The organism is uncultured Tissierella sp., assembly GCF_902479755.1.
In the GTDB taxonomy this organism is placed as follows: domain Bacteria; phylum Bacillota; class Clostridia; order Tissierellales; family Tissierellaceae; genus Tissierella; species Tissierella carlieri.
The window spans coordinates 13,803-28,570 of the sequence record NZ_CABSQO010000029.1 but is presented as its reverse complement, the minus strand read 5'-3'; the positions used below and the strand labels follow the sequence as shown (position 1 = coordinate 28,570).

13 protein-coding genes are annotated in these 14,768 nt (G+C 31.4%); 2 read left to right on the top strand and 11 right to left on the bottom strand.

Annotated features, from left to right (window positions below; all coding sequences use genetic code 11):
* The first annotated feature begins 5 nt into the window (after positions 1–5).
* A complete protein-coding gene (locus tag RDK80_RS14515; protein WP_308524676.1) occupies positions 6–1,256 on the top strand; it encodes a lactate dehydrogenase in 1,251 nt (416 codons plus the stop codon).
* Positions 1,253–2,302: an NAD(P)H-dependent oxidoreductase gene (locus RDK80_RS14510; RefSeq protein ID WP_308524675.1), complete on the top strand. Its 1,050-nt coding sequence runs from the start codon at positions 1,253–1,255 to the stop codon at positions 2,300–2,302. Before RDK80_RS14515 ends, RDK80_RS14510 begins: the two co-directional genes overlap by 4 nt.
* A 6-nt stretch (positions 2,303–2,308) precedes the next feature.
* Here RDK80_RS14510 and RDK80_RS14505 read toward each other — a convergent pair whose 3' ends face one another.
* From RDK80_RS14505 to tpx, 11 genes are all read right to left on the bottom strand, one after another.
* Positions 2,309–3,676: an MATE family efflux transporter gene (locus RDK80_RS14505; protein WP_216557214.1), complete on the bottom strand. Its 1,368-nt coding sequence runs from the start codon at positions 3,674–3,676 to the stop codon at positions 2,309–2,311.
* 110 nt (positions 3,677–3,786) lie between these two features.
* Complete coding sequence (gene gltA, locus RDK80_RS14500) at positions 3,787–5,172, bottom strand: NADPH-dependent glutamate synthase (RefSeq protein ID WP_094900836.1); 1,386 nt, start codon at positions 5,170–5,172, stop codon at positions 3,787–3,789.
* A complete protein-coding gene (locus RDK80_RS14495; RefSeq protein ID WP_308524674.1) occupies positions 5,172–6,038 on the bottom strand; it encodes a sulfide/dihydroorotate dehydrogenase-like FAD/NAD-binding protein in 867 nt (288 codons plus the stop codon). The genes gltA and RDK80_RS14495 overlap by 1 nt, the downstream gene beginning before the upstream one ends.
* A 161-nt stretch (positions 6,039–6,199) precedes the next feature.
* Positions 6,200–7,888, bottom strand: a complete 1,689-nt coding sequence (locus RDK80_RS14490; protein WP_308524673.1) for a phospho-sugar mutase — start codon at positions 7,886–7,888, stop codon at positions 6,200–6,202.
* A gap of 146 nt (positions 7,889–8,034) precedes the next feature.
* The gene (locus RDK80_RS14485) at positions 8,035–9,978 is read right to left on the bottom strand and encodes a CotH kinase family protein (protein WP_308524672.1); all 1,944 of its coding nucleotides are present in this window, start codon (positions 9,976–9,978) and stop codon (positions 8,035–8,037) included.
* Between the two features lie 15 nt (positions 9,979–9,993).
* Positions 9,994–10,686: a DUF4956 domain-containing protein gene (locus RDK80_RS14480; RefSeq protein WP_308524671.1), complete on the bottom strand. Its 693-nt coding sequence runs from the start codon at positions 10,684–10,686 to the stop codon at positions 9,994–9,996.
* A 26-nt stretch (positions 10,687–10,712) separates the two neighbouring features.
* Entirely contained in the window at positions 10,713–11,399 is a 687-nt protein-coding gene (locus RDK80_RS14475) for a polyphosphate polymerase domain-containing protein (protein ID WP_094900830.1), read from the bottom strand.
* A gap of 253 nt (positions 11,400–11,652) precedes the next feature.
* Positions 11,653–13,068 carry an ATP-binding protein gene (locus RDK80_RS14470; RefSeq protein ID WP_308524670.1) on the bottom strand — a complete coding sequence of 472 codons (1,416 nt, stop codon included), beginning with the start codon at positions 13,066–13,068 and terminating at the stop codon, positions 11,653–11,655.
* 17 nt (positions 13,069–13,085) lie between these two features.
* Entirely contained in the window at positions 13,086–13,769 is a 684-nt protein-coding gene (locus RDK80_RS14465) for a response regulator transcription factor (RefSeq protein WP_308524669.1), read from the bottom strand.
* A gap of 135 nt (positions 13,770–13,904) precedes the next feature.
* The gene (locus tag RDK80_RS14460; protein ID WP_216557231.1) at positions 13,905–14,042 is read right to left on the bottom strand and encodes a hypothetical protein; all 138 of its coding nucleotides are present in this window, start codon (positions 14,040–14,042) and stop codon (positions 13,905–13,907) included.
* 157 nt (positions 14,043–14,199) lie between these two features.
* Positions 14,200–14,712 (bottom strand): thiol peroxidase, encoded by a 513-nt coding sequence (tpx, locus tag RDK80_RS14455; protein ID WP_216559716.1) that lies wholly within the window; start codon positions 14,710–14,712, stop codon positions 14,200–14,202.
* Between the last annotated feature and the right edge of the window lie 56 nt (positions 14,713–14,768).

Below are 14,768 nucleotides of genomic sequence, written 5' to 3'. Positions count from 1 at the left end.
ATTATATGTTTAAGTACTATAAACTTGAAGATAAATATCTATTTTCCAAATTTGATTATAATAATCTAGCAAAATCATCTGAAAAAGAAATGAAAAATACTGATGGATTAATATATTTTCTTAATCAATTACCTCAAATGAATTCTAGAAAATATTTTTCTATATCTCATCCCTCCCTATTAAATTTAAAGGATGAAGGATTAAATATATTGAAATTGGAAAATAGGAATTCAGTAGATAATATTCCAGATTGGATTCTAAAGAAAATTGAAAATAAAAAGCTAGTAGCAGTAAATACAAATTATCCAAACTGGAAAGATGTATTAAATAAATCTATAAAGAAAAAATGGAGATTAAACCTTATAGCATTGGGAGATGTAGGCAGCACCTTAACTTTGGGACTTCGATTGCTTGGCGGAGACTGTATTAGTGAAATAGGGATATATGATAGAGACATCAGTAGATTAAAAAGATGGGAATATGAACTAAATCAAATAAGACGTCCATTTGATGAGCTCGCATTTCCTGCAGTAGAAATTATTGATGAGAAAGATTTATTCAATTGTGATATCTTTGTTTTTTGTGCATCAAAAGGAATACCTCCTGTAGGTAGTAATATAGCTGACGTTAGAATGGCACAATTTGAATCAAATTCTGAAATCATTAAAAAATATGCTAGAATGGCAAGAGACTCTAAATTTCAAGGCATATTAGCAGTAGTGTCTGACCCTGTAGATTTACTTTGCAAAGTAGCTTTCCTTGAAAGTAATAAGGATGAATCTGGAAATATGGATTTCCATGGATTATCTGCAGACCAAATAATAGGATATGGGCTTGGAGTTATGAATGGCAGAGCTTGTTTCTATGCAGAGAAATCTCCTGAAATGGTCCATTATCTTCATGAAGGAAGGGTCTTTGGTCCTCATGGTGAGGGACTAATTATAGCAGATAGTATAGAAAACTATAATGAGGAAATCTCAGATTATTTAACTAATAAAACTATAAATGCAAATAAAGAAGTAAGGGAATTTGGGTATAAGCCTTTTGTTGCTCCATCTATTTCTTCTGGTGCACTATCCCTTATAGCCACAATTAAAGGAGATTGGTTTTATGGCTCCACCTATATGAGAGAAGTATATATGGGAGCCAAATGTAGACTATTACCTTCTGGCATTGAAGTGGAACAACTGAACTTACCTGAATCATTAGTAAATCGACTGGAAGAAACTTATAGCAAATTGGCGGCGATAATATGAAAAAAATTTTAGTTATAATGCCTGAAGAACCTAGCACCCTATTATTTAATATGATGACTAAAGTATTAGGTAATGAAGACTTTTCTATAATAACCTCAGCTAAGGAATTAAAAAATTTACAAAATAAGAAAATATTATTTGTATTGGAATTAAATGAGATTGGTACATCTAATGCATTAAATAATATTTTTTTGGAGCTCTATAATACAGGAAAGGATTCTTTGCTTAACTCCGAAGGCGCAGTATTAATCCATAGTAATTATAATATATTATTTACAAAAACTACGGCTCAATCCATTATATTTCTTGCGAATAACTTAGGATGCAGTTTTATAGGAAGACCTCTTGTAGAGGCCACAGCTAAGCTGGAAAATTTTATATCTATGGAAAAGGTATATAATATGTCCTTAGAAGAGATATGCTTACAACAATGCAAGGAACTAGGCAATAGGTTTTTAGAAGATAATACTACTAATAATGAAAGGGAGAAAAAATTATTAGTAGTACATTCAAGTAATAGAGAAATATCAAATACCCTTATGCTTTGGGATATGGTAAAGTCATACTTACATGAAATTGAAATATCTGAGATAAATGTTGGCAATGGAAATGTACTAGATTGTAAAGGATGCCCCTATAAGACTTGTAAGTATTTAGGTAAGCAGACTAGGTGTTTCTATGGAGGAATAGTGGTAGAAGAGGTGTATCCAGCCATACTTAGGTCAAACTCCATATTATTCATATGTCCTAACTACAACGATATGGTAACTGCAAATCTTGTGGCCACCATAAATAGACTTACAGCTCTCTATAGACAAACTAAATTCTATGATAAAACTATATTCTCTATTATAGTATCTGGCTATTCCGGAGGAGATGCTATAGCAAAACAATTAATATCTAGCTTAAATATGAATAAGACTTTTAGACTCCCTCCTTATTTTTCACTTATGACAACAGCTAATGATAAAGGAGCTATAAAAGAAGTACCAAATATAGAAAATTTAGCAAAAGAATTTGCACATAAGATAAATAGCCTCAATTGAGGCTATTTATCTTATAGTAATATATTTCCATTTATTAGTTCTAAATCTAATTGAAATAAAGGCCCATCTTATTCCCTGGTCAACTAACACTGATAACCAAGCTCCTTGAAGTCCCATTCCCATTTTAATAACAAATATATAAGCAAAAATTAACCTGATTACTAAGATTCCTAGAAAGGTAGATATAAGGGTCCATACTGTATCACCTGCGCCTCTAAGTCCACCAGCAATAATTAGCTGCGAACACTGAAAAGGCTGAATAAATGCCACAAGTTTCAATACCTTGCCTGCTTGCACAACTACTTCCTGATTATCAGTATACAGCCCTGCTATAAATGATCCAAATAGAAAGAATACAATACCCATACCTGCTGCTATTACAGCACCTATTCTCATACACATCTTTATGTATTCCTCCGCCTTATCTGGCTCTTCTTCTCCTAAGCTTCGCCCTGCCAAAGTTGATGCTGATATACCAAATGCCTGCCCCGGAGTAAATGATAGATTAAGTATACTAATACAAATTTGATGGGTTGCATAGGCTACTGTACCTAGAGAAGCTATAATCTTTGTAAAAACCAACATTCCTGCTCTCATAGCAAGTTGCTCCCCTGAAGCTGGTAATCCAATTTTAATTAAGTTGTATATTATGTCTTTATCGAACTTAAATTTCTTCTTTAACTTTATATGAACTATATTCTTTTCATTTAATACAACTCTAGTTAGCAATATACTTGCTACCACCTGTGATAGAGATGTTGATATACCTGCTCCTAACACACCTAACCTTGGAAATCCAAATAAACCGTAAATCAAAATAGCATTACCAACAACATTTAATAAATTAGATATAATATTTATTTTCATAGGTGTCTTCGTGTCCCCTGACCCTCTTAAAGAAGCAAAAATAGAAAAATTAAAAGCTTGAAATATAAATCCCAAGGCAATTACTCTAAAATAACCCCTGCCTATTAGAAGAGTATCTTCATGTGCACCAAAGAACTTCATGGCGGTATCTGTCATACCTAGACCTATAAACAATATAGGAATAACTAAAAGTATCTGAGTTAATATCATGACATGCTTTACAACAGATTCAATCCTATCTTCTCGCTTTGCTCCTATATAACGAGCTACCATAGTTGTAGCTCCAATATTTAAAGATTGTACTAAAGCTAATCCTAAAAACACTAGCTGATTAGTAACACCAACTGCAGCAATAGATGCAGCAGTAGTAGCAGCATCTCCTGATCTGCCTAGCATCATCATATCCACCATACCAAATAGAGTACCCATTAGTAATTCTATAAATACAGGCCCTGCTATTTTCACTATTTCCTCTCTTAGATGTTTTTTATCCAGACTAGACTCCATTCACAAATCACCTTTACTTTCCCTTATTTAATTCGATACTCTAAATATTATAACATAAAGAATTAAAAAAATAAACTCTCTAAAGGAGAGTTTATTTTCATACTTAATTACTATTTATTCTTTGATTTTATATATTCATCCATAGCCTTAGCTGCATCTTTGCCAGCACCCATAGCTAAGATTACAGTAGCTGCACCTGTTACAGCATCCCCACCTGCAAATACACCTTCTCTTGATGTTTGACCGCTTTCATCAGCTACTATACATAGATGGTTATTTACTTCCAAGCCTTCAGTAGTTGAAGAAATTAGTGGATTTGGTGATGTACCTAATGACATAATAACAGTGTCTACTTCAAATTCAAACTCTGAACCTGCAATCTCTCTAGGTCTTCTTCTACCTGATGCATCTGGTTCACCTAATTCCATTCTCACACATTTAAGAGCCTTTACCCAGCCATTTTCATTTCCAATTACTTCGATTGGGTTTGTAAGAAGTTCAAATATAATTCCTTCTTCCTTAGCATGATGAACCTCTTCAACTCTTGCAGGCAATTCTGCCTCTGTTCTTCTATATACTACATATACTTCTGCTCCTAGTCTCTTAGCTGTTCTAGCAGCATCCATAGCAACGTTTCCACCACCAACTACCGCTACTTTCTTCCCAACCTTAATAGGTGTATCAAAATCTTCTCTAAATGCTTTCATTAGGTTATTTCTAGTTAAAAACTCATTAGCAGAGAATACTCCATTAAGGTTTTCTCCTGGAATATTCATAAACTTAGGAAGTCCTGCTCCTGAACCTATAAATACAGCTTCATAACCTTCTTCAAATATTTGATCTATAGTAATAGTTCTACCAACTATGACATTAGTCTCAATTTTAACGCCTAATTTTTTCAAGTTATTTATTTCATTTTTAACTACAGTTTCCTTTGGAAGTCTAAACTCTGGAATACCATATACCAATACTCCACCTGGTTCATGAAGAGCTTCGAAAATAGTTACTTCATATCCTTCCTTTGCTAATTCACCCGCACATGTAACTCCTGCAGGACCTGAACCTATAACGGCTACTTTATGTCCATTACTTGGCTTAGCCTTACCAACTTCAATATTATTTTCTCTAGCCCAGTCAGCAGCAAATCTCTCTAATTTACCTATTGCAACTGCATCTCCCTTATTTCCTAAGACACATTTTTGCTCACATTGAGTTTCCTGTGGACAGACTCTACCACAAACCGCTGGAAGAGCTGAATACTCTGCTAAAACTTGAGCAGCTTCACCAAAATTACCCTCTGCAATATGTTTAATAAATCCTGGTATATCTATAGATACTGGACAATTTCCTCTACATAGAGGTTTTTTACATTGTAAACATCTCTTCGCTTCACGAACAGCTTCTTCTTCAGTATATCCTAAACATACTTCTTCAAAATTATGATTTCTTACCTGGGGATCTTGTTCCGCAATGGGAGTTCTCGTAAATCTATCCATTATTTTCTGGCCTCCTCTATTTTGCATGTAGTTGCTTCATCTTTCTTTATTTCTTCAGTCTTATATTGTCCTTGTCTTTTTAAAGCTTCATCAAAATCAACAAGATGACCATCAAACTCAGGTCCATGAACGCATGCAAATTTAGTTTCATTGCCTACTGTAACTCTACAAGCACCACACATACCTGTACCATCTACCATTATAGGGTTAAGTGATACTACTGTAGGAATATCTAATTTCTTAGTTGTTAGTGCAACAAATTTCATCATTATCATAGGTCCAATTGCAATACATACATCGTATTCTTTACCTTGATTATTTACTAATTCTTCTATGTAATTAGTAACTAAACCATGGAATCCATAGGAACCATCATCTGTTGCAACATATAGGTTACCAGCAACTGATTTTAGCTTGTCCTCTAAGATAACTAAATCCTTAGTCTTTGCTCCCATTATAACATCAGCTTCTACTCCGTGCTCATGTAACCATTTTACTTGAGGATATACAGGTGCAGTACCAACTCCACCAGCTACAAATAGTATTCTTTTCTTCTTTAATTCTTCGATGTCTTCATTTACAAACTCTGATGGGATTCCTAATGGTCCGACAAAATCCTTTACGTAGTCACCTTTTTCTAATATAGCAAGTTTTTTAGTGGAACTACCCATAGATTGAACAACTATTTGTACTGTTCCTTTTTCTTTATCGTAATCACAGATTGTTAGAGGTACTCTTTCACCTGTTTCATTGGCAATTACGATAACAAATTGTCCTGGATTAGCTGAATTTGCTACTCTTGGTGCCAAAATATCCATTGAGAAAATATTTGGAGCAAGAATTTCTTTTTCGACAATTTTATACAATTGCATTTCCCCCTTATAATATAATTTATTTAAGTTATTTTTTGGTGCTGTGTTCCAAATCTTTATTAAATTTAGTCACTAAAATTTTAACACAATAGTTTATTTAATTCAACCTATTAAGACTATAATACAATTACCTTTCTTTGTCAAATATATATCATTTATTTGATTGAATTCATTCTACCGGTTACAGTGGATTCTATTAGTTCTATTTTTCTTGCTGAAACTTCACTATTTTTGTCTTTAGAATAAATATATAATTTTATCTTTGGCTCAGTTCCAGATGGTCTTATGGCATACCAAGAACCATCATCTAAATAATATTTTAAAACATTTGATTTAGGGCTGCCTGTTTCATCCAATAAATAATCTACAACTTTAATAAGTTTCATATCTTCAAATGAGTTGATAGGTTCTTTCCTAAACTCCTCCATCATTCTGCCTATTCTCTTACTACCTTCCAGTCCCTCTAATACTATGGATACAAGTTTCTCTTTATAATATCCATACTCTTGATATAATTCTTCTAATACATCTAATAATGACTTTCCTTGCATTTTATAGTATCCAGCCATTTCTGCGATGAACATAGAAGTATTTACTCCATCCTTATCTCTAACTATGGTATCATAAACATATCCAATGCTTTCTTCATATCCAAAAATGAATGTATGCTCACCAGTTCTATCAAATTCATTTGCCTTACCGCATATATGTTTAAATCCTGTCAATGTTTCAATAGTCTCTACATTATATCTTTTCGCTATGGCTTTGCTTAGATCACCTGTAACTATAGATTTTACAATTGCTCCATCAGCAGGAATATCTCCTCTTTTTTGTCTCTGTGACAATATATAATTAACTAGTAAAACTCCTGTTTGATTCCCGCTAATGAATCTAAATTCTCCATCCTTATCTTTTACCATCATAGCTACTCTATCACAATCAGGGTCGGTGGCTATGATTATATCTGCATTTTCTTCTTTCCCTAATTTTTTTGCAAAATCAAAAGCCTTTACATCTTCTGGATTCGGATATCCTACAGTAGTAAAATTTGGATCTGGTTTTTCTTGCTCCGGTACTACTATTATATTAGTAAACCCTCTTTGTTTTAATATTCTTCTTACAGGAATATTTCCAGTACCATTCAATGGTGTATAAATAATCTTTATATCTTTATCTATCTCATCATTTAACCTTAGTTTAAGCAGGTCTTCATCATATGCTTGATCAATTTCTTTTCCTATATATTGAATAAGTCCTTTTTGAATAGCTTCATCTAAGTCCATAAGTTTTATTTCAGAAAAATCTTTGATATTGTTTATTTCGGATAATATTTCATCTGCAATATCATCTAATATTTGGGATCCTTCTTCCCAGTACACCTTATATCCATTATAATCTCTCGGATTATGACTAGCTGTAACCACTATGCCAGATATAGTCTTTAATTTCCTAATAGTATATGATAATACCGGTGTTGGTCTAATTCCTTCAAAAAGATAAACTTTAATCCCATTTGCTGCTAATACTCTAGCAGCTATTTCAGCAAATTTATCTGAATAATGCCTAACATCATAGGCAATAGCAACTCCCCTACTCATTGCTTCTTTACCTTTCTTTACTATGGTCTGAGCTAATCCTTGAGTAGCTAATGATACAGTATATCTGTTCATTCTATTAGTTCCAGCTCCCATCTTACCCCTAAGTCCAGCAGTACCAAAAGATAAATCGGCATAAAATCTATCCTCTATTTCCTTATCATCAATTATACCCATAAGCTCTATTTTTGTTTCTTCATCAAAATAATCATTTTCTAGCCAATGGTTATATTTATCCCTATAATTCATAATATCACCCCAATATCTGATTTGCTTTTTATTACTTTATTATATTCTATTTGTTATTTACTAATTTGTCTATACATCAGAGGGAATATTAAAATTAATTGCAAAAGCATCCCTTGGATGCTATTGATTCCTTGGAATGCTTTTACTTATTTTAAAGAGGTCGGACTAGAAGTAATATACTTTCTTCGTTTTAATTTACTTATAGGGATTAATGCTAATAATAGTGCTAATATAGATGTAATCGGTATAACTAATCTCTCTATATCTATATTGTTTTGCTGAATTCTGTTATCATGAATCATATCTCCTTGTTGTGGAGGAAAATTTCTCTCATCATTAGATCGAAAATTATTATTTTCTTGGGGCCTTCCTTCCCTATCAACAGGCATTCGACTTCTCATATCTATCATTTCTTCTATCTGATTATCATTCAAGCCCAATTCCTTTAACTTTGTCCTTTGTTCATCTGTCAATTCTTCACTGGAAGAATCTCGGATAATCTCCATTGCTTTCACCATAGTATTTCTATTATCATTATTTCCAAAATTATCAGGTGATACCATTCCCTCTCGATTCATATCTGGCATATTGTTCCCAAAGCCTCTACCCATAGATCCTAGGGCTGCCAAGTCTATATTAGTATTAATATTTCCATAAGTTGTAGTTGGCTGCTCTCCATTAAGTTGTGCTATAATACTTTCAGCTCTATCCTTTCCAAATTGAAGTAATATAGGTAAGGTATTTTCATACTGTTCATAAGTAAAAAACGCTGTAGGGTCATTTCTAACATATTCCTTTATTAGCTCATTAACTTTACTAATAGATGCTTTATATTTTCCAGATTTAATATAATTTATGACTAAATCTTCTAGATATTGATGATAAATCTTCTTATATTCTTCTTTTTCAAGTAACTTAGATATAAGAGGACTATTTTCCATAGTATCGCTAACTGGATTATCTATAGGAAAGTTTATAGCAGATGAAGCATTATTTACTTCATGTCCTGCAAAGGATAGATTAAAATCCCAAGGAAGTATTTGGAACTTGCCATCTCTTTCATATAAATAGTAATTATGTTTCAAACTACCAGCATAGCTATCTAAATTTACAAGAAATGTATTTACAGCAAAATATCTTAATATTTCATCTACATCAAGGAATTCATCTAGATTTGTACCTGTGCTTAAATTCTTCATCATATCAATTACAGTATTATAGTCTTTTTTATCTGTTGTCTTGAATATAGCATTATCAAAAATCCCTGAATAGTTGGAAATATCATCTCCAGTATATACTAAGTTTGTTCCGCTACTACCTCTACTAGGGACCCCAAAATTTCTTGGATTTACAGATTCCTCATTCTCTATTCTTATGTTTTTGGGATCTACTCTCATAGCATTATCATCATTCTTTATATTTGGATTCCCCATATTCATACCTCTAGCACCCATTTCCATACCTTCAGGTTTATATAAGTTTCCATCCATACTTCCAAAATATCTTTCAATAAAGCTTTCTTCCATCACCTCAACAGCTAAATATAATCCCCATATTTCTCCATTTACCTTAATACTAGTGTATGCAAATCCAGGTGTAGCAATTCCCATTTCTTCAAATATCTCATAGGATAAATATTCCTTCATATTTGTAGCATCAAAAATATTATTATTAAGTGCTAACTTATCTAAGCCATAATAGTTCTGCCCCTTAATATATTCACTAAATTTGATTTTAAAACTATATCTATCTGTGGTGCTATCATTAGCTACCATACTTAGACTAGAATTACCTTTAGCTCTAATTCCTACATTTGTAAAGGTCTCTCCGTTTATTATAATATCACAATTATAATACTCTTCCTTTATGGAATTTTCTAATAGATCATTCCATGAATTTTCATCTATAATAATATTTATTTCTGATACCATATCCTTATTAAATATCTTGTTAACATAATCTGGTTGTTTGATACTAATATTAACTAAGTTATTATCTTTCTGTATAAATCCAACAAAAACTACTAATGCTAAAGCCACTAGAAAGATAGAAGCTAGAGATATAATTGTGGCAAACTTTTCTTTTATCATTACATCACCTTCTTTTTATTCCATATAATCCCCATTATAACTAACCATAACTACATTAGAAACTCCTTTAAGACTAGATAACTCATTTATAAAATCAGTGGTGATTTCTTTTAATCTAATCTCAACAGTAAGCTCTATCCCGCTATATTTTGAGGCAGTCTTAGATTTTATTAAATATTTTTGTACCTTATTATTTATGATGTCTAAGATATCTTTCTCGCATTCATTATCTTCATAATTAACTACCATTATATATGGAGTTTCATTTGACTTTTTATTTACAAATAATACCATTACAATACCTATGAATATTGAACCGAATATAGCTAATGGAATTAAACCAGCACCTAACACTATCCCTCCAGAAATTGACCAGAATAAAAATGCTATATCAATTGGTTCTTTTATTGCAGATCTAAAACGAACTATTGACAATGCACCAACCATACCAAGAGATAGTACAACGTTGGAAGTAACAGCCAATATAATTAAAGTTGTAATAAGTGTTAAAGACATAAGGGCTACACCAAAACTTGGGGAATACATAACTCCTTTAAAAGTTTTTTTATAGACTGTCATAATAAATAAACCTAAGACAAAAGCAAGTCCTAATGCTATAATCATATCGACAGCTGATATGGATCCCACTTTATTTAAAAAACTTGATTTGAAAATATCACTAAAGTTTATTGTATTTGTTGTATTCATTTTTTCATCTCCTGATTTTATTAAATTTAGCCGAATACTCTGCAAAGGGCGTATTTTGAAACCGCGGTAAATCTCCTATCTCCAACTTGGATAATATCAGCTATAACATCGGGAAGGAACTCATCATATTTTACCTCTAGAATAATTATCTTTGAATCCAATACATTTACAGCGGGAAGATTCTCATTGAATATATTTCTCGAAAACACCCCTGATTTTATGGTTCTATCAAAAGTTATTCTAACATTACCTATTGGATAAATATACGCCTCACGATTATAATCCACTATTGTCTTTGGCTTAAATAACTCACTTTTCATTTTAATATAGAGTTCTTTTAATAAACTATTATCAATAAATTTGATCCAATCAATATCTCCACTCAAAATTCTATTACATTCTTCTATGGAGATTTTAGTACTAAACTTCGCTGTAAGACCATTATCTTTCACCTTTTTTTCTAATTTAATAAAAGAGGCATCATTATTATAAAGTCTAATCCTAAATTTCTCCCTATGATTAACACCAGATATCTTTTCAAATAAAGCCTTATCATTTATATCATCAAAGTATATGCTTCTTATAAAATAACCACTATCTCCCTTAGAATTTTCATCTAATCTCATTATATTTTTGAGTCTAGATCTGAGTATATAATAATCTCCTAAATTTATATACAGTTTATGCTCATGTCTATATTTAATACTATGCACATTTTTCACCTCCAAGCTTTAGATTTATATTAAGGATATATTTCTTTTGTGAAATCTAGATGATAACTAATCGAAATATTTGTGAAAATCATTTTCCGCAGCCTTGGAACCCAAATCTATTTGTTATCTTAATTTGCCCCACAGGGTATAATTCAGTAATCTTTTAGGGCTCGTTACTCTCATATAAATCTGATGTTCATTGGGTTAGGCCATAAAAAAGACAAGAATAAATCTTGTCTTTCATAAATTATATCTATTTGTTAGTCTTTAATTGAAACCAAAATGTAGTTCCTTGATTAACATGACTTTCTACTCCAAAGTCTGAATTATGAGCAGTTAATATATTTTTAACAATAGAAAGTCCTAGTCCAGTCCCTATTACTGCTCGCTTATGGGTTTTACCTACCATATAGTATCTATCCCATATATGATTTAATTCTTCTTCGGGAATACCTTTCCCAGTATCTTTGACCTCATATTTAACAAAATCGCCAACATTTTTAATATTTATAAATACTAATTTATTATCTCCAGTAAAATTCACAGCATTACCAATTAGATTATAAATTACCTGCTCTATTTTTTTCTCATCACCATATACTTTTATTTCATCGTTACAATTTAAGCGAAAAATAAATCCATCTTTTTCTTCAAGGATTAAAAATCTCTTTAGGATTTCCTTTGTAGTTCTAACTATATTAAACTCTTTATAATCAATTTGATTAAGGTCTGCCTCAATCTTAGATAAATCTAAAATATCATTGACAAGCCTAGTAAGTCTATCTGATTCATCTATAATTACATCAACATGAGATTGTCGTTTTTCTGGATTATTGCCAGATATATCTCTTATCATTTCCGCATAGGATTTGATCAATGTAAGCGGTGTTCTTAAATCATGGGAAACATTTGCAATTAAGTCTCTTCTTAGTCCTTCAATTTTAGATAATTCTGTAGTAGTATAATTTAAAGTAGCTACCAAATCATCTATTTCTGTATAATCACCTTTTTCAAATACAACATCATAATTACCTTTAGCTAGAACTGATGCTGCATTAGTTACTTGAGTAATAGGCTTAGATATTTTAGATGCAATAATAAATGATAATCCCAATGCTAAGAGCAAAGATATTATAGTCACTATAATAAGCTGGTTTTTTAAAACAAAAGTAGTAGAGTCTATAGGGTCTAATAATCCATTAATATATAAATATAGATTCTCCCCATCTTCACCTTGCAATACAGCGCCATAGACTATAGTTGGTCTTCCTAACCTAGGATCTTCTATAGTATATAGAATCTTTCCTTGATTATCATTCTCCAGTTTATCTATGAATTTCCTTGAATCCATGGAATTAAATTTAGGTGGTCTAGGGTTAAATGATGTATTCATAGGAAATATAGGAATACCGTCTTCATTTAAAATCTGAATAATTACTCCCCTACTAAAGGATATTGTATAAATAATATCTTCAAAATCATCCTTTCCATATTCAACTACTAGGCTGTCTCCGATTTTCTTAATCTCATTAGTCTTCATTGATTTATAATAGGTATTTAAAAATACAATTTGAAGAAGCCATAATATGGTCATGATTGTTGCCGCAAATAGGATAAAATATGTCCACAATTTAACTTTTAGGCTTTTCATATCTAATTTATTCTTCAAAATTACCACCACTTCTATTATTTTATATATTCAAATTTATATCCTAGTCCCCTTAAAGTTACAATAAAATCTCTATATTGTCCCATACTATTTCTAAGCATTTTTATATGGGTATCAACAGTTCTATCATCACCAAAGAAGTCATAGCCCCATACCTCATTCAATAATTTATCCCTAGTTAAAGCAACATTCTTATTTTTAACTAAATAAAATAATAAATCATACTCCTTTGGGGTCATATCTACTTTTACTTCATCAACAAATACATTTCTTCCTAGTATATCAATCTCAAGACCGTCAAATTTATATATTTCATTAGAATTAATATCTTTTTGCATTTTTTTATTACGGCTGACAATTACATTTAATCTAGCCATAACCTCCTTAGGAGAAAAAGGTTTTACTACATAATCATCGATACCTATCTCAAATCCAAATAGCTTATCATATTCTTCCCCTCGCGCAGAGAGCATAAGTACAGGTATATCCTTTATCTTTTTAATTTCCTTATAGGCAGAAAAACCATCTAGTTTTGGCATCATTATATCCATTACTATAACATCAAAATTTTCTTCTTTACATATATTCACAGCTTCCATTCCATCTTTGGCTTCTAATACTTTATGCCCTTCAAATTCTCCATACTCTCTAATAACTTCCCGAATTTTCTCCTCATCATCTACAACTAATATCCTAAACATATAATTCCTCCTATAATATTTCTAGGAACTAAAGCTTCTCCTCAGCTATATTATAAATGTTCAATGTGTTAATTATGTGATAAATTTTAAGAATTCAAGTGTAAAAAAAGAGGATAGTATTATCTATCCTCTTACTCAATATCTCGTTCTACTCATCTCTTCGGTGTTTTTAGAATGGCACTTCGGACAGTTTACACCCTCTTCATAGTTCTCATCCCAGATATGTCCACAGTCCTTACATATAAATTTAACTAAATTTATGGATGTAGTCATATTCCCACCTCCCATTTGAACATATTAAATTTGTTATTAAATAAAACATTTACGTTTGTTTATATTATATCAAACTTTGATAAAAAAGTCACTAACTCTTTTTATTAAATATATAAAGGACTAGTCTTTTTAACTAGTCCTTATAACTTCTTTTAAACTATATTAACTTCTTTACTTCCACCATAGCTTTATCATAATCTGGATGATTTGTTACTTCCTTTACATATTCTACATATCTAACTACATTATCTTTATCAAATATTACTATACCTCTACTTAGAAGTCTAAATTCCTCTATTACAAATCCATAATTCATGCCAAATGATAAATCCTTATGATCAGATAAAGTGATTACTTTATCTATATTATTAGCGGAACAAAATCTTTTCTGTGCAAAAGGTAAATCTACAGAAATAGTTAGTATAGTCACATCTCCAAGCTCAGTTGCTGTTTCATTAAAGTTTATTGTTTGAAGCTCACATACACCAGTATCTAAAGAAGGTACTACTGATATTATCTTTACTCCATCCCCTGCATCTTCTAAGGTAAATGGGGATAAATCACTTTTTAATACAGTAAATTCTGGTGCCTTATCTCCAACCTTTATTTCTTTTCCTAATAATGTAACTGGATTTCCTCCCATAGTCACAAGGTCTTTTCTTTTTTCCATAATCTATTTCTCCTTTCATTGGTATCTAAAATAATTGATTTCCCAATGAATTTACC

Excerpts from the sequence above, each read along its gene's own strand:
- RDK80_RS14485 (WP_308524672.1), bottom strand. The coding sequence starts at position 9,978 with ATGATAAAAGAAAAGTTTGCCACAATTATATCTCTAGCTTCTATCTTT.
- gltA (WP_094900836.1), bottom strand. The coding sequence starts at position 5,172 with ATGGATAGATTTACGAGAACTCCCATTGCGGAACAAGATCCCCAGGTA.
- RDK80_RS14465 (WP_308524669.1), bottom strand. The coding sequence starts at position 13,769 with ATGTTTAGGATATTAGTTGTAGATGATGAGGAGAAAATTCGGGAAGTT.
- RDK80_RS14480 (WP_308524671.1), bottom strand. The coding sequence starts at position 10,686 with ATGAATACAACAAATACAATAAACTTTAGTGATATTTTCAAATCAAGT.
- RDK80_RS14505 (WP_216557214.1), bottom strand. The coding sequence starts at position 3,676 with ATGGAGTCTAGTCTGGATAAAAAACATCTAAGAGAGGAAATAGTGAAA.
- RDK80_RS14460 (WP_216557231.1), bottom strand. The coding sequence starts at position 14,042 with ATGACTACATCCATAAATTTAGTTAAATTTATATGTAAGGACTGTGGA.
- RDK80_RS14510 (WP_308524675.1), top strand. The coding sequence starts at position 1,253 with ATGAAAAAAATTTTAGTTATAATGCCTGAAGAACCTAGCACCCTATTA.
- tpx (WP_216559716.1), bottom strand. The coding sequence starts at position 14,712 with ATGGAAAAAAGAAAAGACCTTGTGACTATGGGAGGAAATCCAGTTACA.
- RDK80_RS14515 (WP_308524676.1), top strand. The coding sequence starts at position 6 with ATGTTTAAGTACTATAAACTTGAAGATAAATATCTATTTTCCAAATTT.
- RDK80_RS14490 (WP_308524673.1), bottom strand. The coding sequence starts at position 7,888 with ATGAATTATAGGGATAAATATAACCATTGGCTAGAAAATGATTATTTT.